Source organism: Arthrobacter sp. MDT2-34-1 (assembly GCF_059091365.1).
Window position 1 is genome coordinate 946,457 of the sequence record NZ_JBNHGO010000001.1, and the last position, 23,063, is coordinate 969,519.

The 23,063-nt window shown below is 67.8% G+C and carries 21 protein-coding genes and 1 other RNA gene; 15 read left to right on the forward strand and 7 right to left on the reverse strand.

Annotation, left to right across the window (positions count from 1 at the left end; genetic code table 11):
- Together rsrA and AC5RVV_RS04330 are read right to left on the reverse strand one after the other, a co-directional pair.
- Positions 1-264: a mycothiol system anti-sigma-R factor gene (gene rsrA / locus AC5RVV_RS04325; protein ID WP_493979048.1), complete on the reverse strand. Its 264-nt coding sequence runs from the start codon at positions 262-264 to the stop codon at positions 1-3.
- A complete protein-coding gene (locus AC5RVV_RS04330) occupies positions 261-965 on the reverse strand; it encodes a sigma-70 family RNA polymerase sigma factor (RefSeq protein WP_494000159.1) in 705 nt (234 codons plus the stop codon). Before AC5RVV_RS04330 ends, rsrA begins: the two co-directional genes overlap by 4 nt.
- 327 nt (positions 966-1,292) lie before the next feature.
- Between AC5RVV_RS04330 and AC5RVV_RS04335 the strand changes: the two genes are divergently transcribed.
- From AC5RVV_RS04335 to AC5RVV_RS04390, 12 genes are all read left to right on the forward strand, one after another.
- Positions 1,293-1,874 (forward strand): DoxX family protein, encoded by a 582-nt coding sequence (locus AC5RVV_RS04335; protein ID WP_494000160.1) that lies wholly within the window; start codon positions 1,293-1,295, stop codon positions 1,872-1,874.
- 5 nt (positions 1,875-1,879) lie between these two features.
- The gene (gene aroA, locus AC5RVV_RS04340) at positions 1,880-3,205 is read left to right on the forward strand and encodes a 3-phosphoshikimate 1-carboxyvinyltransferase (protein WP_494000161.1); all 1,326 of its coding nucleotides are present in this window, start codon (positions 1,880-1,882) and stop codon (positions 3,203-3,205) included.
- Positions 3,206-3,207: 2 nt separating this feature from the next.
- A complete protein-coding gene (gene rsgA, locus AC5RVV_RS04345) occupies positions 3,208-4,311 on the forward strand; it encodes a ribosome small subunit-dependent GTPase A (RefSeq protein WP_494000162.1) in 1,104 nt (367 codons plus the stop codon).
- Between the two features lie 67 nt (positions 4,312-4,378).
- The gene (gene hisN, locus AC5RVV_RS04350; protein ID WP_494000163.1) at positions 4,379-5,263 is read left to right on the forward strand and encodes a histidinol-phosphatase; all 885 of its coding nucleotides are present in this window, start codon (positions 4,379-4,381) and stop codon (positions 5,261-5,263) included.
- Positions 5,264-5,288: 25 nt separating this feature from the next.
- Positions 5,289-6,047 (forward strand): class I SAM-dependent methyltransferase, encoded by a 759-nt coding sequence (locus AC5RVV_RS04355; RefSeq protein WP_494000164.1) that lies wholly within the window; start codon positions 5,289-5,291, stop codon positions 6,045-6,047.
- Positions 6,048-6,112: 65 nt separating this feature from the next.
- A complete protein-coding gene (locus AC5RVV_RS04360) occupies positions 6,113-7,021 on the forward strand; it encodes a metal ABC transporter substrate-binding protein (RefSeq protein WP_494000165.1) in 909 nt (302 codons plus the stop codon).
- Positions 7,018-7,797 carry a metal ABC transporter ATP-binding protein gene (locus AC5RVV_RS04365; RefSeq protein ID WP_494000166.1) on the forward strand — a complete coding sequence of 260 codons (780 nt, stop codon included), beginning with the start codon at positions 7,018-7,020 and terminating at the stop codon, positions 7,795-7,797. Before AC5RVV_RS04360 ends, AC5RVV_RS04365 begins: the two co-directional genes overlap by 4 nt.
- Complete coding sequence (locus AC5RVV_RS04370) at positions 7,784-8,683, forward strand: metal ABC transporter permease (protein ID WP_494000167.1); 900 nt, start codon at positions 7,784-7,786, stop codon at positions 8,681-8,683. Before AC5RVV_RS04365 ends, AC5RVV_RS04370 begins: the two co-directional genes overlap by 14 nt.
- Before the next feature lie 23 nt (positions 8,684-8,706).
- A complete protein-coding gene (locus tag AC5RVV_RS04375) occupies positions 8,707-9,432 on the forward strand; it encodes a metal-dependent transcriptional regulator (protein ID WP_494000168.1) in 726 nt (241 codons plus the stop codon).
- The gene (locus AC5RVV_RS04380; protein WP_494000169.1) at positions 9,429-9,887 is read left to right on the forward strand and encodes a fluoride efflux transporter FluC; all 459 of its coding nucleotides are present in this window, start codon (positions 9,429-9,431) and stop codon (positions 9,885-9,887) included. The genes AC5RVV_RS04375 and AC5RVV_RS04380 overlap by 4 nt, the downstream gene beginning before the upstream one ends.
- The gene (locus AC5RVV_RS04385; protein WP_494000170.1) at positions 9,884-10,306 is read left to right on the forward strand and encodes a fluoride efflux transporter FluC; all 423 of its coding nucleotides are present in this window, start codon (positions 9,884-9,886) and stop codon (positions 10,304-10,306) included. The genes AC5RVV_RS04380 and AC5RVV_RS04385 overlap by 4 nt, the downstream gene beginning before the upstream one ends.
- 123 nt (positions 10,307-10,429) lie before the next feature.
- A complete protein-coding gene (locus AC5RVV_RS04390; protein WP_494000171.1) occupies positions 10,430-11,530 on the forward strand; it encodes a carboxylate-amine ligase in 1,101 nt (366 codons plus the stop codon).
- 20 nt (positions 11,531-11,550) lie between these two features.
- Here the strand turns inward: AC5RVV_RS04390 and AC5RVV_RS04395 are convergent, their stop codons facing one another.
- Positions 11,551-12,309, reverse strand: a complete 759-nt coding sequence (locus AC5RVV_RS04395) for an AfsR/SARP family transcriptional regulator (RefSeq protein WP_494000172.1) — start codon at positions 12,307-12,309, stop codon at positions 11,551-11,553.
- Between the two features lie 354 nt (positions 12,310-12,663).
- On the opposite strand from AC5RVV_RS04395, the gene AC5RVV_RS04400 reads away from it, so the two are divergent.
- Positions 12,664-16,800: a Pls/PosA family non-ribosomal peptide synthetase gene (locus tag AC5RVV_RS04400; protein ID WP_494000173.1), complete on the forward strand. Its 4,137-nt coding sequence runs from the start codon at positions 12,664-12,666 to the stop codon at positions 16,798-16,800.
- 89 nt (positions 16,801-16,889) lie between these two features.
- Entirely contained in the window at positions 16,890-17,261 is a 372-nt protein-coding gene (locus tag AC5RVV_RS04405) for a hypothetical protein (RefSeq protein WP_494000174.1), read from the forward strand.
- 153 nt (positions 17,262-17,414) lie between these two features.
- Here the strand turns inward: AC5RVV_RS04405 and AC5RVV_RS04410 are convergent, their stop codons facing one another.
- The gene (locus AC5RVV_RS04410; protein ID WP_494000175.1) at positions 17,415-18,053 is read right to left on the reverse strand and encodes a hypothetical protein; all 639 of its coding nucleotides are present in this window, start codon (positions 18,051-18,053) and stop codon (positions 17,415-17,417) included.
- A 548-nt stretch (positions 18,054-18,601) separates the two neighbouring features.
- Between AC5RVV_RS04410 and AC5RVV_RS04415 the strand changes: the two genes are divergently transcribed.
- Positions 18,602-20,815: a S8 family serine peptidase gene (locus tag AC5RVV_RS04415; protein ID WP_494000176.1), complete on the forward strand. Its 2,214-nt coding sequence runs from the start codon at positions 18,602-18,604 to the stop codon at positions 20,813-20,815.
- A 127-nt stretch (positions 20,816-20,942) separates the two neighbouring features.
- Here AC5RVV_RS04415 and AC5RVV_RS04420 read toward each other — a convergent pair whose 3' ends face one another.
- From AC5RVV_RS04420 to ssrA, 3 genes are all read right to left on the reverse strand, one after another.
- Positions 20,943-21,293 (reverse strand): hypothetical protein, encoded by a 351-nt coding sequence (locus AC5RVV_RS04420; protein ID WP_494000177.1) that lies wholly within the window; start codon positions 21,291-21,293, stop codon positions 20,943-20,945.
- A gap of 205 nt (positions 21,294-21,498) precedes the next feature.
- Positions 21,499-22,308: a tetratricopeptide repeat protein gene (locus tag AC5RVV_RS04425; RefSeq protein ID WP_494000178.1), complete on the reverse strand. Its 810-nt coding sequence runs from the start codon at positions 22,306-22,308 to the stop codon at positions 21,499-21,501.
- 280 nt (positions 22,309-22,588) lie between these two features.
- Positions 22,589-22,958: a transfer-messenger RNA gene (ssrA, locus tag AC5RVV_RS04430) on the reverse strand.
- Between the last annotated feature and the right edge of the window lie 105 nt (positions 22,959-23,063).

The following is a 23,063-nucleotide window of genomic DNA, read 5'->3' on the forward strand; positions in this document are numbered from 1 at the left end:
TTACACGGTGTCGGTTTCCCTGATGTGGCTGATCCTGTCCAGAATCCGTTCCTTGAGCGTCTGTGGTGCGTGCTCCTGGCAGGAGCGCTTCACCACCGAGCGGATCAGGCACTCCAGGTTGTGTTCTTCGGCGCATTCGGGACAGCTGTCCAGATGCGCCTTAATCTCCGCTAGGTCATCGCGGGAGAGTGCGCCGTCGACGTACTCGTAGATCCGCTGCATCCGGTCGTCTTCGCAGTCGCCCAGTCCGTGGCAGTCGCTCATGTGCCGTTCTCCTGTTGTGTCCCCACCGCCGCCGCGGCGTTTTTCTTGTCCTTGGTGCCTGACATGCCACGTTCGTGCGCATAATCTGCGAGCAGTTCGCGCAGCAATTTGCGTCCCCGGTGCAGGCGGGACATCACGGTGCCGATGGGGGTGTTCATGATTTCCGATATTTCCTTGTACGCGAAGCCCTCCACGTCCGAAAAGTAGACGGCCAGCCGGAATTCCTCCGGGATCGCCTGAAGGGCGTTCTTCACGTCCGAGTCCGGCAGGTGGTCCAGCGCCTCCGCTTCCGCCGAGCGGAGCCCGGAGGAGGTGTGCGCGGCAGCCTGGAACATCTGCCAGTCCTCGACCTGGTCCGTGTTGGACTGCTGCGGCTCGCGCTGCCGCTTCCGGTAGAGGTTGATGTACGTATTGGTCAGGATCCGGTAGAGCCAGGCCTTGAGATTGGTGCCCGGCTTGTACTGGTGGAAGGCCGAAAACGCCTTGGTGTAGGCCTCCTGCACCAGGTCCTCGGCGTCGCTGGGATTGCGTGCCATCCGCATCGCCGCCGAATAGAGCTGGTCCACATACTGCATGGCGTCGCGTTCGAACCGGGCACGGCGCTGGTCGGCGGTTTCCGTCTGGACGTCGACCTGATCCGGCTCCCCCGCCGTGGCGGGGATGGCGCGGTCCTGGGTGGCGTCCGAATTCTCAGTCGTCATTGGCTCCCAGTCTACGCTGGGCTGCCCTGACGCCGGGGCGGACGCAGCGCCGGCAACCGGGCCTGCGCGGCCCCGTTCGGCAAGCGCTGTAGGCACAGGATCTCCCTCCGTTTCGACACCTTGCCGGCCGGAGACAATGCACCGGCCTTCCTCTCATGGCTAACCGCCGACGAGCCGCAACTATTCCCCGCCGGCCGCGGTAAACGGCCCCGCAAGGTGTGCGGTGCCAACAAAAGTGCCAGACTAGTGTCCAGTGCCACCTTCCCGGGGCCTGGCTCCGGGAAAGGCGCAGATCCTTCGACGCACGCTGACAGCCAGGAGGCTTCCATGTCAATCGTCCGCCTTGCCGCCCGCCCGCTGCTGGCCACAAGCTTTGTAGCTACCGGAATAGACCGTCTGCGCCACACCGACGAAACCGCGGTGTCCCTGCGGCCGCTGGTCCAGCAGACAGAATCCGTCCTTCCCGCGGCTGGCGCCCTGGCCGGGCAGGAGAAGCTGATGGCCCGCGCTATCGGCGCGGCCCAGGTGGGAGCAGGTGTGCTCTTGGGCATGGGCAAGTTCTCGCGGCTCGCGGCTGCCGTACTGGCCGGCACCACAGCCCTCAATACCGTGGTGGATTACCGCGCCGCCGATTCCGCAACTCCGGAAGCCAGGCGCACCCGCCGCAACCACCTCTTGAAGAATCTGTCCTTGATCGGTGCGGTCCTGCTCGCCGCTGTGGATACCAATGGCCGGCCCGGCCTGGTGTGGCGGGCCGAGCACCTTGCCGCTGACGCCCGGCGCAACGTCCGCTCCATCGGCAAAGACGCCCGCCGCAATGCCGGTTCTATCGGCCATGACGCCCGGAAGCAGCTGAAGAAGGCCGAGCGCGCGGTGCGCGAAGCCACGGCGGACGTGGTGGCATCCTGAACGCAATGCCCCATGCTGCCAACCACTGGCCCGCCCCCTTCGCGGAGCGGCCGATCGATGCAACAGTAGAAGTCCCCGCCTCCAAGTCCCTCACCAACCGTTATCTGGTGCTCGCCGCGCTGGCCGACGGCCCCTCCCGGCTGCGCTCCCCGCTGCACTCGCGGGACACCGTTCTGATGGTGGAGGCGCTGCGGTCCCTGGGGGCCGGCATCACGGAGACCGAGGGCGACGGCCGGTTCGGCCCGGACTTGTTGGTGGAACCGATCGACCCGGCGCGCCCGCTGGGCGCTGCCCGCATCGACTGCGGACTGGCAGGCACGGTCATGCGGTTCGTGCCGCCGCTGGCGGCGCTGTGCAGCGGCGCCGTGGAGTTCGACGGCGACCCGGCGGCGCGGCGCCGGCCCATGTCCCCCACCATCGACGCACTGCGCCGGCTGGGCGTGGGCGTGGACGACCGCGGGCTCGGCAGCCTGCCGTTCCGCGTCACCGGCGCGGGTGAAGTGGCCGGAGGCCACCTGGCGATCGATGCCAGCGCCTCCTCGCAGTTCGTTTCCGCCCTCCTGCTGGTCGGTCCCCGTTTCCGCGACGGACTGCACCTCGAGCACACCGGCGACCGCGTGCCGAGCCTGGATCACATCTCCATGACGGTGCGGCTGCTGCGGGACCTGGGCGTGCGCGTCGACGACTCCACCCCCAACCACTGGGTGGTCTCCCCGGGCCCGATCCGGGCCTTCGACACCCGGATCGAGCAGGATCTTTCCAACGCCGGCCCGTTCCTGGCCGCCGCCCTGGCCACCCGCGGCCGGGTCAGGATCCCCAACTGGCCCACTGCCACCACCCAGGTGGGCGACGCCTGGCGGGACATCCTGCCGCGGCTGGGCGCCACGGTCACGCTGGAGGACGGCACCCTGTCCGTCACCGGCGGCGCCTCGATCACCGGCGCCGACCTCGCCGACACCAGCGAGCTGGCGCCGACCGCGGCGGCGCTGTGCGCGTTGGCCGACGGCGAGTCCCGCCTGAGCGGCATTGCCCACCTGCGCGGCCATGAGACGGACCGCTTGGCGGCCCTGGTGGCGGAAATCAACCGGCTGGGCGGCGACGCCGAGGAAACGGAAGACGGTTTGCTCATCCGGCCCAAGCCGCTGCACGGCGGCCTGTTCCATTCCTACGAAGACCACCGCATGGCGACCGCCGGCGCCATCCTCGGGTTGGCCGTGCGCGGCGTGGAGGTCGAGGACATCGGCACCACGGCGAAGACGATGCCCGAGTTCCCGCAGCTGTGGCAGGACATGTTCACCGTTGCCCCGGCGGCCTCGGCCAGCGAGGGCTGACGGTGTCGCGCAGCACCGGCAGCTGGGACGAATCGGATGTGCGCATCCGCCCGAACAAGCGCGGTTCCCGTCCGCGCACCAAGGACCGCCCGGCCCACGAGGATGCGGAGCTCGGGCGGATCGTCACCGTCGACCGCGGCCGCTACACCGCCGTCGTCGATGAAGACACTCCCCGCGAGCGCATCGTCGTCGCGGCCAGGGCCCGCGAACTGCGCCGCACGCCGGTGGTCACCGGAGACTTCGTGGCCCTGGTCGGCGATGTCTCCGGCGAACCCGACAGCCTCGCCCGGCTGGTCCGGGTGGAGGAACGGCGCACCCTGCTGCGCCGCAGCGCCGACGACACCGATCCGGTTGAACGTGCGGTGGTGGCCAATGCCGACCAGCTGGTCATCGTGGTGGCGGCGGCGAACCCCGAACCCCGCACCGGGTTCATCGACCGGGCGCTGGTGGCCGCGTACGACGCCGGGATCCGCCCGCTGCTGTGCGTCACCAAGGCCGACCTGAAGGACCCCGCCGAGCTGCTGTCCAATTACGAGCACCTGGAGCTGCCGGTGATCGTCAGCCGCACCGCCGCTGCCGACGCCCTCGGTGTGGACACCCGCTCCGACGAGGGCCTGTCCGCGCGGCTCGATACCGAGGCCGTGGCCGCGCTGCGCGGTTATCTCGACGGCAAGGTCACCGTCACTCTCGGCCACTCGGGCGTCGGCAAGTCCACCATGGTCAATGCGCTCACCGGGGCCCAGCGCGCCACCGGCGGAGTCAACGCCGTCACCGGGCGCGGCCGGCACACGTCGTCGTCGGCCCTGGCGCTGAAGGTCCAGGACTCGCCCGCCGGCACCTGGATCATCGACACCCCGGGCATCCGTTCCTTCGGTCTGGCCTATGTGGACCCCGACCGGATCTTGTCCGCCTTCCCCGACCTGGAGCCCGGCACCGCCGACTGTCCGCGCGGCTGCAAGCACGACGCCGCCGCCGTGGGCTGCGGGCTGGACCCCTACGTCGCTGACGGCGGGGCCGGCGACGCCGGGGCGGCGAGGCTTGCGTCGCTGCGCCGCCTGCTGGGCGCCGAAGAGCGCCCCGAGGCCAAAGAACTCGGCACCGTCTAAGGGCCGCCGGCCGGGCTGCAGCTCCGCCTCCCGCGTCCGCACTTCACTTACCGATAGGTTGAAACCTATGACCCACGCTTCGCAAAGCTACAACGACGACCTGCGCCTGGCCCATGTGATGGCCGACTCCGTCGACGCGCAGACCATGGCCCGCTTCAAGGCACTCGACCTGAAGGTGGAGACCAAGCCGGACCTGACGCCGGTCACGGACGCCGACCGTGCCGCCGAAGAGGCAATCCGCGGGCAACTCTCCCGCTCCCGCCCGCGCGACGCCGTGCTCGGCGAAGAATTCGGCAGCAGCGGCCACGGCGCCCGCCGCTGGATCATCGACCCGATTGACGGCACCAAGAACTTTGTCCGGGGCGTACCGGTCTGGGCCACCCTGATCGCGTTGGTGGACGAGGGGCAGCCGGTGGTCGGGCTGGTCAGCGCGCCCGCACTGGGCAAGCGCTGGTGGGCCGCCAAGGGAACCGGCGCCTACACGGGACGTTCGCTGGCCACCGCGACCCGGCTCCAGGTCTCCGCCGTGGACCGGCTGGAGAACGCGTCGCTGTCCTACTCCAGCCTGGGCGGCTGGAAGGAACGCGGGAACCTGGACGACTTCCTTGGCCTGACCGAATCCGTCTGGCGCACGCGGGCCTTCGGCGATTTCTGGTCCTACTGCCTGGTGGCCGAGGGCGCCGTGGACATCGCCTGCGAACCGGAACTGAACCTCTACGACATGGCCGCCCTGGTGCCGATCGTGACCGAAGCCGGCGGGCGGTTCAGCTCGCTGGAGGGCGAAGACGGCCCGTTCGGCGGCAACGCGCTGGCCACCAACGGCCTGCTCCACGTCGAGGCCCTGCACCGCCTGAACCCCGAACTGCGCGGACAGCGCCCCGCCGGGTCAGCCGCGGCAGCGTACGACGACGAAGCGGCCGGCAGCATCGAGGCCGCCGGCGAGGGCCGGTAGCACGCCGCCGCATCAGGAGCACCACGTGGCACACAGCGGCCCCCGGATGGACGATGAGCGGCGGCGCGCCTACGCCGACGCCTTCCAGCAGGGCGGCGAACACTACGACCGCATCCGTCCCGGCTACCCCGACGACGCCGTCGACTGGCTGCTGCCGGCCGGCGCACGGGATGCCGCCGACGTGGGAGCCGGCACCGGAAAGTACACCGCCGCCCTGGCCGCACGCGGGCTGCGGGTGGTTGCGGTGGATCCCTCGGCCGACATGCTCGCGCAGCTGCAGCGGAACCTTCCGGGCGTGGCCACCGTGGCGGGCACCGCCGAGGACACCGGCCTCCCCGACGCCGGCATGGACGTGGTCACCGTGGCCCAGGCCTGGCACTGGACCGATCCGTTGCGGGCGAGCACCGAGGCCGCCCGCATCCTCAAGCCCGGCGGGACCCTGGGCCTGGTGTGGAACCAGTTGGATACCGGCGTGCCGTGGGTGCACCGCCTCTCGCGCATCATGCATGCCGGCGACGTGCTCAAGCCCGGTTTCCGCCCCCGAGTCGGCCCGGAGTTCCACCCGCCGGAAGGGCACGAGACCCGGTGGCGGGACCGGCTCAGCACCGGCGACGTAATGGAACTGGTCAAAACCCGCAGCTACTACCTGCGCGCGACGGAGGCCACCCGGGCGAAAGTCCTGGGCAACCTCGACTGGTACCTGCACGACCATCTGGGCCACTCCCCCGGGGCCATGATCGACGTGCCCTACCTGACCCACAGCTGGCGGGCCAGGAAGATCTGACCCCGGTCCCCGGACATTTTTCTCCCGCGGTTGTTTTGAGGCTGGCCGTCCTGCAAAATTTAGGCATGCCGAAACTTTGCGCGAGGGGGTTCCTGCTGGCCGTTGCCATCGTGCTGGCGGCGACCGGCTGTGCGGCGCCGCCGCAGTCCGCCGCCGCGTCGGAGCGGCCGCTGGTGCTGACCACGTTCACCGTGCTGGCCGACATGGCCGACACAATCGGCGGCGGCCACGTGGAGGTCGCGTCCATCACCAAGGTCGGCGCGGAGATCCACGGCTACCAGCCCACGCCGTCGGACCTGGTGCGGGCGCAGGACGCGGACCTCATCCTGGACAACGGGCTGGGCCTCGAACGCTGGTTCGCACGCTTCCTGAATGCAGTCCCGGCCCCGCACGTGGTCCTCAGCGACGGCGTGGAGCCGGTGGGCATCACCGCCGGGAATTATGCCGGGAAGCCGAACCCGCACGCGTGGATGTCCCCGAAGGCGGCGAAGGTCTATGTGGACAATATCGTGGACGCCTTCAGCCGCCTGCTGCCCGCACACGCCGCCGACTTTCGCCGCAACGGCGCGGAATACCAACGGGAGCTGGACGTGCTGATGGCCGGCCTGGAGTCGGCCTTCGCCGATCCGTCGGCCGTTCCGGCCCTGGTCAGCTGTGAAGGCGCCTTCTCCTACCTGGCCCGCGACGCCGGGCTGCGTGAGGCCTATCTCTGGCCGGTGAACTCCGATGCCGAGGGCACGCCCCGGCAAATCAGGGACGTGATCGGCCAGGTCTCCGAGCACCGGATCCCGGCGGTGTTCTGCGAATCGACCGTCAACCCGGAATCGATGCAGCAGGTCGCCGCCGCCACCGGCGCCCGCCTCATCACGCCGCTGTACGTGGACTCCCTCTCGGGACCGGACGGCCCGGTGCCCACCCACTTGGAGCTGATCCGGCACGACATCTCCCTGATCAAGGAAGGACTGGCCCCGTGAGCACCCCCGACCTCCCGCCCGGCGCCGCCGCCATCTCCGTGCTCGGCCTCACCGTGGCCTACAACGACGTCGTCGCCCTGGACCGCGTCTCCGCCACGGTGGCACCGGGAACCATCTGCGGCCTGATCGGGGTCAACGGCTCCGGGAAGTCCACCCTGTTCAAGTCGCTGATGGGACTCGTCCACCCGGCGTCGGGCACGGTGGAACTGTTTGGGCTGTCGCCCCGGCAGTCGAGGAAGCTGAACCTGGCCAGTTACGTGCCGCAGTCCGAAGACGTCGACTGGACTTTTCCGGTCTCCGTGCGCGACGTCGTGATGATGGGCCGCTACGGTCGGCTCGGACCCATGCGCCGGCCCCGCCGCCGGGACCGCGAGGCGGTCGACGCAGCCCTGGAACGCACCGGCCTGAGCCACCTGCAGCACCGGCAGATCGGCGAACTCTCCGGCGGCCAGCGCAAGCGAGCCTTCGTGGCCCGCGGCATAGCCCAGCACGCCGGCCTGCTGCTGCTCGATGAGCCCTTCGCCGGGGTGGACAAGGCCTCCGAGGCGGTCCTGATCGCCCTGCTGAAGGAACTGCGCGACGAGGGCAGGACGATCCTGATTTCCACCCACGACCTGGCCGGCATCCCGCAGCTGTGCGACGAGGCCATCCTGCTGCACCAGAAAATACTCGCGCACGGCCGGCCCGCAGACGTGCTCACCAACGAAAACCTGGCCCTGGCCTTCGGCTCCGCGCTGGCCGGTCCGGGGGAAGGAACACGCAGTGGAGCTGTTTAACTGGCTGCTGGAACCCCTGCAGTACGGGTTCCTGACCCGCGCCCTGGTGGTAACGCTGGCCGCCTCCGTCGTGTCGGCTGTGCTGTCCTGCTGGCTGATCCTGATGGGTTGGTCTCTGATGGGCGACGCGGTCTCCCACGCCGTGCTCCCCGGCGTCGCGCTGGCATACATCGTCGGGGTGCCGTTCTCGCTGGGCGCCTTCATCTTCGGCGCGGCGGCGGTGGCGCTGATCGGCGGCGTGCGATCCTCCACCCGCTTGAAGGGCGACACCGTGATCGGCGTGGTGTTCACGGCGTTCTTCGCGGCCGGACTGGCCATCATCTCCAAGACGCCCAGCCAAACCGACCTGCAGCACATCCTCTTCGGCAACGTGCTGGGCGTCAGCGACGGCGAACTGCTGCAGGTGCTCATCCTCGGCGCCGTGGCGCTGTGCGTGCTGCTGTTCAAGCGCCGCGACCTGACGCTGTTCGCCTTCGACCGCATCCACGCCCACGCCATCGGGCTCAGCACCCGCTGGCTGTCGGTGCTGCTGCTCGGGCTGCTGGCGATCACCGTCGTCGTCGGGCTGCAGGCGGTCGGCATCGTGCTGGTGGTGGCCATGCTCATCACGCCGGGGGCGACCGCGTTCCTGCTGACCCGCAGGTTCGATGCCATGCTGGCGATCGCCGCCTCCGTCACCGCCGCCGCCTCGGTCGCCGGCATCTACGCCAGCTACTACCTGGACGTCGCCACCGGCGCGGCGGTGGTCCTGGCCCAGGCCCTGGTCTTCCTCGTGGTCTACCTGGGCGCGCCGCGGACCGGGGTAATCTGGCAGTTGGCCCGGCGCCGCACGGGGCGGGGCTCCCCCGCGCAGCCCGGCTCCGCCGCCGCCAACCTGCCGTCCTGACACGTTCGACGAGAGTGAGACGCATGCCCCCGGCCAGGAAAACCGCGCTGAGCAGCGGCTCATCCAGCGTGCAGGACTACGTCAAGGTCATCTACGCCTTCACCGAGTGGCAGGACAAGCCCATCACCTCCTCGCAGCTGGCCGGCCGGCTCGGGGTGGCCAATTCCTCGGTCTCAGAGATGGTGCGCAAGCTGGTGGAACTGCAGCTGGTGGACCACCGGCCGTACAGCGCCATCGAACTGACCGACGCCGGCCGCCGGCTGGCCCTGACCATGGTCCGCCGGCACCGGGTCCTGGAGACCTTCCTGGTGCAGGAACTCGGCTATGCCTGGGACGAAGTCCACGACGAAGCCGAGCTGCTCGAACATACCGTCTCCGACATGTTCATCGACCGGATGGCGGCCAAGCTGGGCCATCCGCAGCGCGATCCGCACGGCGACCCCATCCCGGCGGCGGACGGCACCGTCCACGTCCCCAGCGCGGTGCAGCTGGAAGAACTCGACGGCGGACACACCGGCCGGATCACCCGGATCAGCGACGCCGATGCCGACCTCCTGCGCTTCTTCAGCGCCGAGCGGATCGGACTCGACGACCGGGTGGAAGTGGTCGGCCGGCGCCCCTTCGGCGGTGCGCTGGTGGTCCGGTTCGGCCCGGACGGGGCGGGCCGGGAGCTGGACCTGGGCGACCAGGCGGCCGCCGCCCTGTGGGTGCACGGCGATCCGCACCCCGGCTGCCGGCTCGCTTCGTGAGCACGACGCCGCGCGGGCGGCTTCGCATCGCGGCGGCGCCGTCCGCACTGCCGGGCCCGGGCGCCTGGGCCGCCGTCGCCGTCGGCGGCTTCGCGGGCGCCGAGGCGCGCTACCTGCTGGGCGTTGCCTTCCCCGAAGACGGCTCCATCCCGTGGACCACGCTGGCCATCAACGTGGCCGGCAGCCTGCTGCTGGGCGTCCTCACGGCGCTCTGGACCGAACGTCCCGGCACCGCGTTCTGGCTCCGCGCCGCGCTGGGCCCGGGGCTGCTCGCCTCGTTCACGACGTTCTCCGCCGTTGCGCTGGCCGTCGACCAGTTGGCGGCGCAGGGCCGCCACGCCGACTGGCTGCTGTATCTGGGCCTGTCCCTGGCCGCGGGCCTGGCCGCCGCCGTCGCCGGGCTGCACGCCGGCCGCACGCTGGGCCGCCGGATCACCCGGGCGGCCGCCGCGTGACGGCGCTGCTCGTCGGGCTGTTCGGCGCCGCCGGAGCCCTGCTGCGCTTCGCCGCCGACACCTGGCTCGCCCGCCGGCAGGCAGCCCGCCGGAGGCCGGAGCAGCACTGGCCGTGGGCCACCCTGCTGGTCAATGTCACCGGGTCGTTCATCCTCGGGCTCGTCGCCGGCGGCGTGGTGGGCCAGGAGCCGGGCCTGGCGGAAACGTGGCGCCTGGCCGAGCCTTGGCGACTGGCGCTGGCCAGCGGCCTGGCCGGCGGACTGACCACTTTCAGTTCCTTCACCGTCGCCACGGTTAAGCTGTGGGCAGAGCGACGGGCGGGCGCCGCCGTCGTCAATCTCGCGGCGAACCTGCTGCTGGGCACCGCCGCCGCGGCGCTCGGGCTCGCGGCAACTGGCCTGACCGTGCCACTGTCCTGAGCAATCCGTGCCCCTCGCCAGACGGCTGTCCGGCAGGGTTCGGGCGGTCCCGGCCGTGAGCATGACCGCCCGCAGATCGGCTAGGCTCGGCTTGTCTGAGCGTCGGCAGAAGAAAGGTGCCCCATGGCAACTCTGGGAATTGAGGAAGAATACCTGCTGCTGGATCCGGCCACCGGCTTACCCGCCCCGGTGGCGGACAGGGTCGCCGAAAACCTGGAAGGCTCGGTACAAGTAGCCAGGGATGAGATCCAGCGGGAGTTGCTCACTTGCCAGATTGAAACTGCCACCGCGGTCTGCTCCACGCTCACCGAGGCCGAGGAGTCGCTGCTCAACTTCCGCCGCGAGCTCGATACCGCCGCCCGCAAGACCGGCGTGCGCGCGGCGGCCACCGGCACGGCCCCGCGGATCCAGGACGACTACCCCGAGGTCACGGACAAGGAGCGCTACCACCAGCTCAAGGCCAGCGCGAAGGGCATCGTGGCCGACCAGTTCGTCAACGGCCAGCACGTGCATGTGTCCGTCCCCGACAAGGAGGCCGGGGTGCAGGCCTTGAACCGGATCAGGCCGTGGCTGCCGGCGGTGGTGGCGCTGGGCGCCAACTCACCGTACTGGCTGGACCGGGACAGCGGGTTCGGCAGCTGGCGGATCGTCCACTACCGCCGCTGGCCCATCCAGGGCTGCGCGCCGGTCTTCCGCGACGCGGCGGACTACGAGCGCCGGATCCAGCGCCTGGTCGACTCCGGCGTGGTCATCGACCGGGGTGTCATTACGTGGCTGGCACGGCTGTCCGACCGCTACCCCACCCTTGAAGTCCGTGCCGCCGACGTGCAACTCGAGGCCCAGGACTCCGTGCTGATCGCGGCGGTTGTCCGGGGACTGATCTCCACGGTGCTGACCGATGAGGCTTCCTCCCGGTCCTTCCTGCAGCCCGAGCCGGAGCTTCTGGACGCCGCCGTCTGGCAGGCCGGACGGCAGGGCCTGTCCGACCGGCTGGTGGATCCTGAGTCCGGCGTGCTGCTGCCGGCACGGGATGTGGTGGGCATGCTGCTGCGCTACATCCGGCCAGCACTCGAGGAAGAGGGCGACTCGGCGTGGGTGGATGCCAGCATCGAGCGGCTCTTCGCCACGGGCACCGGCGCCGACCGGCAGCGCAGGGCCATGGAATCCGGCGGGCTGCCGGCGCTGATGGATCTGTACGCCTCGTCCCTGACCGCGGAGCCATAGCCCGCGGCGCACTGGTCCTTTTAGGCGGGCGGCCGGCTGCCCGGCCCCGATCTGCCGTCCGCCGCAGCCGGCGGCGCGAGCAGGGGTGCCATGAGGTTCATGATCTTGGCCGAAGGCTCCACCCCATAATCCTTCCGCAGCCGGGAGCTGAAGGCCTCGAAGGCCCGCAGCGCCTGGGCATAATTGCCCTCGGCGATCTGCGCCTGGAGCAACAGCCGCTGCGCGCTTTCGCGCAGCGGCTCAATGGCGACGGCGATTCCCGCTGCGTCCGTCGCCCGGTCGATCTCACCGCGCTCCAGATACTGGCCGGCGAGGCGTTCCAGGGCCTTCAGCCTCAGCTGCCTCCACCGCTCCTGCTCGGCCATGACCCAATCCTCATACCACCCGGGCAGCAGTTCGGCCGTGCGCAGCAGGTCGAGCAGGGCCGGCCGCTGGCCAACCCCGCGGTCCCCGTCGAGGGCGGCCAGCCGCCGGCGGACTTCGTGAACGTCCACTGTGACGTCCGGAGCGAGTGCCAGCGGATCCCTGCGCTCCTCCAGCAGTCCCGGCAGCTGGTGGGAAATCATCCAGATCGCCTCCCGCAGGCTACCCGCCGCCTGCCTCTCCGAACTGTCCGGCCACAGCAGGCCGGCCAGAAACGCGCGTGGCTCGCTGCCGTGAAGGGCCAAGGCTGCAATCAGGCGCTGCTGCCGGATGGTGACCCTGACGGGAAGCGTTCCCTGGCGAATCTGCCATCCCCCCAGGAGTTGGACCTCCCACGGGCGTTCTGTTGCATTCATTTCCGTGCCCTCCCCCAAGGGCATCAAGTAGCCCCCAAGCAACTGCCCCGCTTCTCCCCGATTACAGCTTCCCACCGTGTTCAACGTTGTCAATGCGGCCCTCGTCGGCGGCATTCGGCCCGGTAACGCCGCCGTAACACCGGACGTCGTCCAATGTCGTCTAGGGGCCCGTCGTCGCACATGGCTAGACCGTCGCACATGGCTCGACGCACTGCCCGGCACGTCGTCGACTCCCGAGGCTAGGAGGACTGCCATGGCGGCACATGCGCACTTCCCCACGCCCGCCCAGGAGACGCACGCCGCCTGCGGCTTCCTGGTACAGGCGGTCCGGCAACCGGGACAGCGGGGAGCGGCATGAGCGCTCCGGCAGGGCGCAGCGCCCGGCGCCGCCTGACCGAGACAAGCCACCGGCCGAAATCTTTCAGCCGCGCCGAGGCTGCCAGCACCATCCTCACCGGCGCCCCCGGCAACGGAAGGGTACGTTGGCACGATGGGGACAGGCTGGAACGGCTCTTCGAGGACCGCTGCGACGAACTGCGGCGCGACGGCGAGGGGGGACAGCTCGCCGTCGACGGCGTTGGGTCGTCGCTGACCTACGATCAGCTCGACGCCCGGGCGAACCAGCTGGCGCGGTACCTGATCTCGCGCGGCACGCGGGCGGGCGACCGGATCGCGCTGCTCTTTGACCAGCCAACCCGGTCCTACACGGCCATTCTGGCGGTCTTGAAGGCCGGTGCCGCATATGTCCCGCTGGACGCCGGATACCCCTCCGACCGTCTGGCCTACATTGTCGAGGATGCCGGCGTGAGGCTTGTCCTGTCGCTGTCCCACCTTCGTGACCGGATGCCCCAAACGGGTGCGACCATCCTCTGCCTCGACGAGGAGGACCCGCTGGTGGCCACGCAGGATTCCTCGCGCCTGCCCCGGGGAGAACAGGCGGGGCCGCCGGGCGACCTGGCTTACATCATCTACACCTCCGGCTCGACGGGCCGCCCCAAGGGTGTGGCCATCGACCATCCCAGCATCTGCAACTTCGTGCTCGTGGCAGCCGAAGTCTACGGCTATCAGCCGACGGACCGCGTCTACCAAGGGATGACGATCGCCTTCGACTTTTCGGTGGAGGAGATCTGGGTCCCGTGGATGGTCGGTGCAACCCTGGTGCCCAAGCCCGGCGGCGTCAGCCTGCTTGGCATGGAACTGGGCCAGTTCCTGCGGGACCAGCGGGTGAGCGCCATGTGCTGCGTTCCAACGCTGCTGGCCACCCTCGACGAGGACCTGCCCGACCTGCGGTTCCTACTGGTCTCCGGCGAGGCCTGCCCGCGTGACCTCATTACGCGATGGCACCGGCCGGGCCGCAGGTTCCTGAACGTCTACGGCCCAACGGAGGCAACCGTCACTGCGACCTGGGACGCGGTCCATCCGGACAAACCGGTGACCCTGGGCACTCCCCTGCCCACGTACTCGGTGGTGGTCCTCGATCCGGATGAACCGCGAGCGCTGCCACCGGGGGAACTGGGCGAAATCGGGATCGCCGGGATCGGGCTGGCCCGGGGATACATCAACCGTGACGATCTGACCGAGCGGGCCTTTATCCACGACTTCCTTGGCATCGATAACAATCCCTCGGGCCGGATCTACCGCTCGGGCGACCTGGGGCGGTTCACCGAGGGTGGAACCATCGAGTACCACGGCCGGATCGATACGCAGGTCAAAGTCCGTGGTTACCGCATCGAACTTACTGAAATCGAGTCCGTCCTGCTGCAGGTGCCCGGCATCGCCCAGGCGGTAGTGAGCACCTACGAGCCATCCCCCGGACTCGTGGAGCTGGTCGCCTACTACACACTGCGCCAGGACACCGCGGCGGTCGACGAGGCCGGCATCGCCGAAAAACTGAGCGAGACCCTGCCTGGCTACATGGTTCCGGCCTACCTCGAGCGCTGCACCGAAATCCCCGTCATGCCCAGCGGCAAGGCCGACCGGAAGAAGCTGCCGCAGCCCGGCAAACCCCGGCTCACCGGCGGCACTCACGAGTACAGCGCACCGGCAACGGAGGCGGAGGAGATACTGGCCGGTTGCCTCGCGGGGGTCCTGGGCGTGGAGAAAGTCTCCGCCACGGCACACTTTTTCAACGATCTCGGCGCCAATTCGCTGCTCATGGCCGGTTTTTCGGCCGCCGTCCGGCGCCGGGCTGCGCTGCCGCCGGTGGCAATGCAGGACATCTACCAGCATCCGACTGTCCGCCGGCTCGCCGTCGTCCTCTCGGCAGCCCAGGCCGCGGCCGAGCCGTCGGGAACCCCTGCGGGCGAGACGGAGCCGGCCCTGCGGCCTGCGCCCAGCGCGCTCCGGCATATCTTGTGCGGCGTCGCGCAGTTGATGTTCTTCCTGGGCTACACCACCTACGCTGCCTCTTTGCTCGTCATGTCGTTCGTTTGGGTTTCCGATGGAACCGGCTTGATCGACATGTGGCTGCGATCCGTCGGATTCGGCGCCGCGATGTTCCTGATACTGTCCGTCACCCCTATTGTCCTGAAATGGGTTCTGGTAGGCCGCTGGAAGCGTCAGGGCATCCCCCTGTGGAGCTGGGCCTACATCCGGTTCTGGGTCGTCAAGACGCTCAATCGGAGCAATCCCCTCGTTCTGTTCGTCGGCTCGCCCCTTTACGTTCTCTACCTCCGGGCGCTCGGGGCAAAAATCGGCAAGGGCGTTGCCATTTTCTCGCGCATGGTGCCGGTGTGCACCGACCTGGTCAGCATCGGCGACGGAACGGTCATTCACAAAAATTCATTCTTCCTCGCCTACCGCGCCCGCAGCGGCGTCATCGAAACGGGCACGGTGACGCTGGGCCGCGATGTCCTGGTGTCGCAAAAGACGACGCTGGACATCGACACGGCCATGGGCGACGGCGCTCAGCTGGGCCATGCGTCCTCGCTGCAGACGGGCCAGGCGGTACCGGACGGTCAGCGCTGGCACGGCTCCCCCGCGGTCCCTACGGCAACGAATTACCTCAGGGTTCCGCCGGTACGCTGCAGCACCCGCCGCAGGGTCATTTTCACCCTGCTGCAGCTTTTCAACCGGCTGGTCCTGGTCGCGCCGGTCGGACTCATCGGCCTGTCAGCGCTGCTGCCGCCCTATCTCGACAGCGAACACCTGAAAATGGACAATCCGTTCTTCTACCTCGACACCCTGCTCATCACCCTGACCCTGTTCCTTGCCTCCTTCTTCGGCGGCCTCATCGCGGTCCTGACCATCCCCCGGCTCCTGAACCTCGCTCTCAAGCCGGACAAGGTCTACCCGCTGTACGGCGTGCATTTCACGCTCCAGCGGATGGTTGCCGGGCTGACGAACGTCAAGCTGTACAAGGATGTTTTCGGCGACAGCTCGTACATCGTGCATTACCTGAAGGCACTGGGCTACAACCTCGGCAAGAAGGTGGAGCAGACAGGGTCGAACTTCGGCCCCGAGGTGTCACACGATTCGCCCTACCTGAATACCATCGGATACGGGACCATGGTCTCCGACGGCCTGAACATGATGAACGCCGATTACTCGAGCACCTCGTTCCGGCTGTCCCGTGTCAGGATCGCGGGCCGCAACTTTCTGGGAAACGACCTCACCTTCCCGCTCGAGGCACGGGTTGGCGAGAACGTCTTGCTGGCAACCAAGGTCATGATCCCGGTCGACGGCCCGATCCGGGAAAATACCGGCTTGCTGGGATCCCCTCCGTTCGAGATTCCGCGCTCCGTTCAGCGGGACGGCCGGTTCGATGAGCTAAAGATCGAAGAGGCGAAGAACAGGCGGCTGCCGGCCAAAAACCGCCACAATATCGCGTCCATGGGAATCTTCCTCGGTGTGCGCTGGTTCCTGTTTTTCTCCGGGACGCTCATCGCCGCAGCCTCCGTAACAATCTACGATGAATTCGGCGCGTTGGCGGTTGCCGTAGGAACGTTGGGCTTCGTCATTTACCTTGTCCTGCTGTCCGTCCTCGTCGAGCGCCTGGTGATGGGCTTCCGCAGGTTGAAGCCGCAGTACTGCTCGATCTACGACCCGTACTTCTGGCACCACGAACGTCTGTGGAAGATGCTCGCCACTCCACCCTTCAACGGCACGCCCTTCAAATCACTCGTCTGGAGGATGCTCGGCGTCAAGGTGGGCAAGCGTCTCTACGACGCCGGCTGCAACATCCCCGAGAAAACACTTGTCTCAATCGGCGACGACTGCGCCCTGAACGAAGGCACGGCCCTTCAAGGCCACTCGATGGAAGACGGTACATTCAAGTCGGACTACATCGCGGTGGGAAACCGGTGTTCCTTTGGCGTCGAGTCCTTCGTCAATTACGGCGCCGTGGTGGGCGATGGCGTCTCACTCGAGGCCGACTCGTTGCTCATGAAGGGAGAAGACGTGCCGGAGAACGCCATCTATGCCGGCAACCCGGCCCGCGACACGACGGACACCGCCAGACCCAGGCGGTTGACCGGCGCGGCGCAAGGTTGATGAAGTAAACGGGCGCGGAGCAGTGCGCCCGGCGCGGGCGCACTGCACGAAGTTGCTGCAGCTGGACTCCCGGTCCATGGTGGTAGGTGATGATTACGAGACGCGAAGCAGCCCAGTTCCTCGATATCCCACCGGAGATGGCGAAACGCCACGGGATCCCCTCCCGCATCTCCGAGGAGGAACTCGCCGCGATGGACGCGGACCCACCGGCCTGGCTGGCCCAGTCGCGTGCCAATCGCACGGGCAAGAGGCCTGTCTGGACACCGCTGCAGTGCTTCATTTGCGGCTATACCGAGACTGCCCGGCCCAAGAAATGGTGGCCCGAATTCACCTATGTTTACTGTCGGCACCATGATCCCGCGGAGCTGCCCGAGCTGCCCGCGGGATGGGTCCGCAGCGAGTATGACGGCATCGGCACCAGGTTCACCGGAATCGTCGACGTGGCGCTTCCCGGAGACTGACCCCTGGCGGCGGGCGCTGCTGGGCGAGAGGTTTGGAAGAAAGCCGAATCGCAAGCCGAGTCGCCGCCGGTCCCTGCGCCGGACTCGGCCGGCTGCACGCAGAGGGGCGGCCTCCCCGCAGGGAGGCCGCCCCCGATGGCGGAGCCGGCTGGATTACTCGACCTCGCCGACGCCCTTCTCGGCGGCCTTGGCCGTCTTCCACACGGCCTTTCCTTCGGCCTTGGCTGTCTTCCAGTCGGCCTTTCCTTCAGCCTTGACGGCCTTCCAGTCTGCGCTTCCCTCCGCCTTCGCGGATTTCCACGCGGCATCAGCCTCGGCCTTCGCCGATTTCCACGCGGCGTCCGTTTCGGCCTTCACGGCCTGCCAGGCGTGGGTCGGCTCCTCAACCGGAGCAGGGGCCGGCTCTTCCACGACCGGCTCCTCAATGGGGGCCGGTGCAGGCTCTTCCTCCACCGGAGCCGGTTCCTCGACCGGAACCTCCTCTACCGGCTCTTCCCCGGGGACGGGCTCAACGGGCTCTTCACCCTCGTCCGGGGTTGGGGCTTCGTCCTCGACCGGTGCCGGGGCAGCCGGCTCCTCAGCGGGGGTTTCCTCCGCGGGACCGTCCTCGACGACCGGTTCAGCTTCCTCGACCGGGGCCGGCACGATGGTTACGTCCTCGGCCGTGATGGCCACGAACGAATCCTGTGTTTCGTGAGCAGAAGCGGCTCCTGCGCCTCCGGCAGTCACCACGCCTGCGACGAAGACTCCAGCGGCCAGCTGCCGTGCCTTGGTTTTAGCAAACGATGACATGTGTTGCTCCAATCGTTGGGGATGTTGCAACTTAACCGTTACATCCGGCGGCGAGGGGCTTGCAAGCGGAAGCGGTGAATAGCCACCGATTGGCCTTAAGACCAGCTTGAGGTCTTTACAGGCCGGCGGGAGTCCGTCACACTCCGCCACGGCCGGGTGATGACCGGTTTGAGCTTTGTCAGGGGCTGTACCACCGGGGCATAATCGTTACACTCAACCGCGTGGGCGCAACGTCGCATCCCGTCCGTCCTGCACCAACTCCCCGGGACCCCGCCCGTAAGGATGACCCCCATACCTTCGCCCCTGCCCCGCCGCTTCCTCGCCGGACTGGCCTCGTTCACCGCCGCCGCTGTCCTCGGCGGAACGCTCGCCGCCCTTCCGGCTTCGGCCACCGCTGAGTCCGACCCACCCCGCGCGCCGAGCAAGTACCTCAGCCCCCGGGACGTGCCGACCGACCGATTTATCGTGAAGTTCATGCCACGCAAGGGGGCAGCTCCGCCGGTAGGGGGAAAGCCTACGGGCGTACCGCCAAGAAGCTGGGCGTCAGCGTGAAGGAACTGCGCGGCACCGCCACCGGGGCCCGGGTGATCACCACCGGCAAGCCCCTCGCCGACTCCGAGGCCAGGGAACTGGTCGCCGGGCTCGAGGCGGATCCGGCCGTCGAATTCGCAGAACCTGATCAGCGGATGCAACCGTCGACGACGCCGAACGACGAGCACTTCGGCCTGCAGTGGGACCTTTTCGAGGAGACGGCCGGGATGCGCGTGCCGGGAGCCTGGGACGTCAGCCGCGGCGACGGCGTCACGGTCGCCGTCGTCGACACGGGCATCACCGATCACAGCGACCTCAACGCCAACGTGCTGCCCGGCTACGACATGATCGCCGACCCGGCCGATGCCCGCGATGGCGACGGCCGGGACCCGGACCCCCGGGATGAAGGCGACTGGAACGACGCCAGTGATTGCGGGTACAACGACTCCTCCTGGCACGGCACGCACGTAGCCGGCACCATCGCCGCCGTCGCCGGCAACGGTCAGGGCGTGGCCGGCGTCGCCCCCGGCGCGAAGATCCTTCCCGTCCGCGCCCTCGGAGCGTGCGGCGGGTACCTGTCCGATATAGCCGACGCCGTGATCTGGTCGGCAGGAGGCAAAGTCCCAGACGTGCCGCTCAATCCAAACCGGGCCCGTGTCATCAACCTGTCGCTCGGCGCCTCCAGCGTGTGCTCCGCCACGTTCCAGTCCGCGGTGAACCATGCCGTAAACGCCGGCTCCGCCGTCGTGGTGGCGGCCGGCAATGAGAACCAGAATGCCTCCCTGTCCACCCCGGCGAACTGCAAGAACGTCATCACGGTGGCGGCCAGCGGGCGCGAAGGCAACCGCGCCCCGTATTCAAACTTCGGAGCCATGATCGACGTAACCGCCCCCGGCGGCGACGGGAGCACCGGAGCGGGCAACGGCATCGTCTCCACATACAACCAGGGCAGGACCACCCCGGGCGCCGAGGGCTACTCCTACCTCCAGGGCACGTCGATGGCCGCACCGCACGTCGCCGGCCTGGCCGCCTTGATCCTTGCTGCACGTCCGAATTGGACGCCGGCCCGGCTGGAAAACCACCTCAAACTCAAGTCCCGTCCCCTTCCGGGCACCTGCCCCAAAGGCTGCGGAACCGGGTTGGCCGACGCCACCTCGTCCCTGGACTTCAGCCTCGTCCCGGTTATCACTGGGGAACCCCTGGTCGGTCGCCGGCTGGGCGCGGACACCCGCGGCTGGCCCGAGGGAACGGTGGAGAGCTACCAGTGGAACCGCAACGACCAGCCCATCAGCGGCGCCACCTTCGATACGTACACCCCCGTACCGGCCGATTTGGGGTCCGCGCTGAGTGTGACCGTGACGAGCAGCAGGTCACAGGAGGGCTATGCCGTCCGCAGCAACACCTCCGAGCCGACGCCCAAGATCGCTCCGGGCTTGCTGGCCAGTTCCACGCCGACGATCAGCGGAACCCACAAGGTCGGCTACACGTTGACCGCCGGCGCCGGGGCCTGGACCTCGGGCACCACGCTGAAGTATCGGTGGTACCGCGGAACCACGGCGATCTCTGGGGCGACGGGCCGCACCTATGTGCTCACCGACTCCGACGCCGGCAAGCAGATCTCCGTCCGGGTGACCGGATCCAAGAGCGGCTACACCAGCCTGACCCGTCACTCGGCCAAGACGTCCGTGATTGCCAAGGGCACCCTGCGCACCTCCGCACCGGTCATCAAGGGCACGCTGCGGCCCGGCTACACGCTGACCGCGTACCCAGGTACCTGGACCTCGGGCACCACGCTGAAGTACCAGTGGTACCGCGGCACCACGGCGATCTCACGGGCGACGGGCCGCACCTACGTGCTCACCGGCTCCGACGCCGGCAAGCAGATCTCCGTCCGGGTGACCGGATCCAAGAGCGGCTACACCAGCCTGAACCGGTACTCGGCCAAGACGTCTGCGATTGCCAAGGGCACCCTGCGCACGTCCGCACCGGTCATCAAGGGCACGCTGCGGACGGGCTACACGCTGACCGCGTATCCGGGCACCTGGACGGCGGGCACCACCCTGAAGTACCAGTGGTACCGCTCCGGCACGGCCATCCGCGGCGCCACCGGCAAGACCTACCGGTTGACCGCCACGGACCGCTTCGACACGATCAGGGTGCGGGTCACCGGGTCCAAGACCGGGTACAACACGGCGAACAGATACTCGCTCTCCACCGCACGCCTTCGATAGCGCCTGCCGGCCCAGACCAGGAAGGATGTCCGGCCACCTGGGTGCGGCGGGCGGGGCGGAAGATCCCCCGCCGGACCGGCTCATACCATGTTGAGCTCACGTAGGCTGCACTCAGGCTGGCTTCGCCTCAGCTTGCTTTTGGCGGGGCCTGAGCGGCGACGATCTCGGCGATCGCGTACTCGCAAACACCCGCCGCTACCCCCACCTCCTCTTCGGACAAGCCTGAGGAGAGGGCAGCGATGATCTGCTCGTCGCTGGCCGCCTTAGCCTGGTCCAAAGCCCATTCGGCTGCTTCCACTTCGCCGGATCTGCACAGGACGGCGGCCAGCATGCTCCTCTGCGCGGGCGACTTGCCGGTGGGCAGGCCGGGTACCTCAAGGCCTTCAAGATGCGGGTGCGTGCCTTGCCCCAAGTACACGGCCGAATCAAGGCTCGCGATGGAAAGGGCATGGGGGTGGGTTTTGATGTGCGACTCCATGAGAGCCACCTTTCAGAGAATGAAACCAGGCTCCCGGTGGCTCGAAAGAGGGCTTCACAATGGGCAAAACCAGTTGGCCGCCTGTTTCGACCGTACGCGTGGCTGCCCTCGATGACAACAGGCGGGCTGTCGGCGAACCCCTCGCTAGCAAGGCCTCTTGAACATCGTCTTGTCAGTTTGGTGTCTTCCTCGGAGGTTGCGCCCCTTATCTCCTCCGCGAAGCTCTTTTCGGCCTGACTTGGCGGTAGGCTCGGCGAATGTTGCGTAGGGTTTGGGCTGATAGTTGGTCGCCTCGGCCCGCGGCCTGCTTGAGAAGCGCCCTACCCTCCTTAGCCTGCCCCGATTCCCAGAGCGCCAAGCCCAGGTTATGCAGTGCGTTCGGTTCGCCTTCAGAGACGCTGCGCCGCAGAAGTTCGATTTCTTTGTCGCTTCTGCCTGCCTTGGAATAGAGATCCGCTAGAGGGATTAGGACATCAACCTCACCGGTGTCGAGGTGTCTTTCGAGGAGCTGAATCGATGTGTCGAGGTCCAACTGATCCGTCGTGGTGACCAGTTCTACGGCCGCCTCTGCGCTGAGCTCGCTGCCTTTTCGCAGGATTTCAACTGCGGAGCCTTCATCCCCTACGGCTCGGTATGCTCTGGCCAGCCGGAGTGGGACTGATGGGTTCTCACCGGCGTCGCTTAGCCATCTGATCGCCTCGGCCGGTTTCCCAAGGTTCAGGTAGGCCTGCCCCAGGGCTAACGCCGCCTGCGGGTCCCCTGCCCTATGTGCCGTCTCGTATTGCTCCAAGGCTTGCATGGTCCGATGCTGCCCTTCGAGAAAGGTCCCGTAGTTGAGGTGTGCTTCCTTAACCCCGTGCTCAATCGCTAGTCGATACAGGGCTTCGACCGCTTCAGCCGCGGGTATCTGCTGCAGGTCATTTGCGGCGTTGAAGAGACCGTCGGCGTCGCCTGAAAGGATCAGTTCGGCCGATGCGCGAAAGTCGACCGGCTCGCTCTGCTCATTCAAAATCACTCGTCTTGTTCCTGCCGCTCGAAGGCCTCGAATTCATCACGATCCTAAAGCCGTCCGGGCGACCAGGCGTGACCAAAGCTGCGTGCCGCGCCGTCATAGTTTCCAGTGATCGTTTCCAAATGAGTCGGGACACCGTTTACCTGCTCCGGGTGCCAGCATGAGCCTTGTCGAAGATCCGGACCGGAACTACCAACCCAGACAAAAGAAAACACCCCGGTCCGAAGACCGGGGTGTAAGCGATGACCCGACTCATCCGTAAAGGATGTCCCAACTCATCACATAGTGGAGATGGGGGGAATTGAACCCCCGTCCGATGTTGTGTTGCCAGGACTTCTCCGGGCGCAGTTTGCTTCGGGTTTTCTTGGCCCCAACCATCCCGCAAACAGGTGGTTGACCCGGGCCCAGCCGTCTAAATGTCCCGAATACCCCAACGGCGAAGGTATTCAGCAGTGGCTCTCTTAATGACGCCAGCATCCGGGGCGAGAGCATCCCCGGGCTGACGGACTTGCACCGCTACTTAGGCAGCGAGTGCGAAGTCAGTGCGCTTAGATTCGGCACTTATTGGTTTGCAGAGAGCGTTTCCGAGATAACTCTGCATCCTCGGCCCGCTTCCCCTGGCGCGACTAACATCGTCGAAACCTGTCATCCCCGTATGTAGTTATCAAAATAACCATTGCTGCCGGGCAGTTACCTGTCCCGGACCATCCAGTGTAACCCATGTTTGCGCCGGGCTATTCCCGCCGCCCCGGCATAGC

Excerpts from the sequence above, each read along its gene's own strand:
- rsrA (WP_493979048.1), bottom strand. The coding sequence starts at position 264 with ATGAGCGACTGCCACGGACTGGGCGACTGCGAAGACGACCGGATGCAG.
- AC5RVV_RS04330 (WP_494000159.1), bottom strand. The coding sequence starts at position 965 with ATGACGACTGAGAATTCGGACGCCACCCAGGACCGCGCCATCCCCGCC.
- AC5RVV_RS04335 (WP_494000160.1), top strand. The coding sequence starts at position 1,293 with ATGTCAATCGTCCGCCTTGCCGCCCGCCCGCTGCTGGCCACAAGCTTT.
- aroA (WP_494000161.1), top strand. The coding sequence starts at position 1,880 with ATGCCCCATGCTGCCAACCACTGGCCCGCCCCCTTCGCGGAGCGGCCG.
- hisN (WP_494000163.1), top strand. The coding sequence starts at position 4,379 with ATGACCCACGCTTCGCAAAGCTACAACGACGACCTGCGCCTGGCCCAT.
- AC5RVV_RS04360 (WP_494000165.1), top strand. The coding sequence starts at position 6,113 with ATGCCGAAACTTTGCGCGAGGGGGTTCCTGCTGGCCGTTGCCATCGTG.
- AC5RVV_RS04375 (WP_494000168.1), top strand. The coding sequence starts at position 8,707 with ATGCCCCCGGCCAGGAAAACCGCGCTGAGCAGCGGCTCATCCAGCGTG.
- AC5RVV_RS04390 (WP_494000171.1), top strand. The coding sequence starts at position 10,430 with ATGGCAACTCTGGGAATTGAGGAAGAATACCTGCTGCTGGATCCGGCC.
- AC5RVV_RS04395 (WP_494000172.1), bottom strand. The coding sequence starts at position 12,309 with ATGAATGCAACAGAACGCCCGTGGGAGGTCCAACTCCTGGGGGGATGG.
- AC5RVV_RS04400 (WP_494000173.1), top strand. The coding sequence starts at position 12,664 with ATGAGCGCTCCGGCAGGGCGCAGCGCCCGGCGCCGCCTGACCGAGACA.
- AC5RVV_RS04405 (WP_494000174.1), top strand. The coding sequence starts at position 16,890 with ATGATTACGAGACGCGAAGCAGCCCAGTTCCTCGATATCCCACCGGAG.
- AC5RVV_RS04410 (WP_494000175.1), bottom strand. The coding sequence starts at position 18,053 with ATGTCATCGTTTGCTAAAACCAAGGCACGGCAGCTGGCCGCTGGAGTC.
- AC5RVV_RS04420 (WP_494000177.1), bottom strand. The coding sequence starts at position 21,293 with ATGGAGTCGCACATCAAAACCCACCCCCATGCCCTTTCCATCGCGAGC.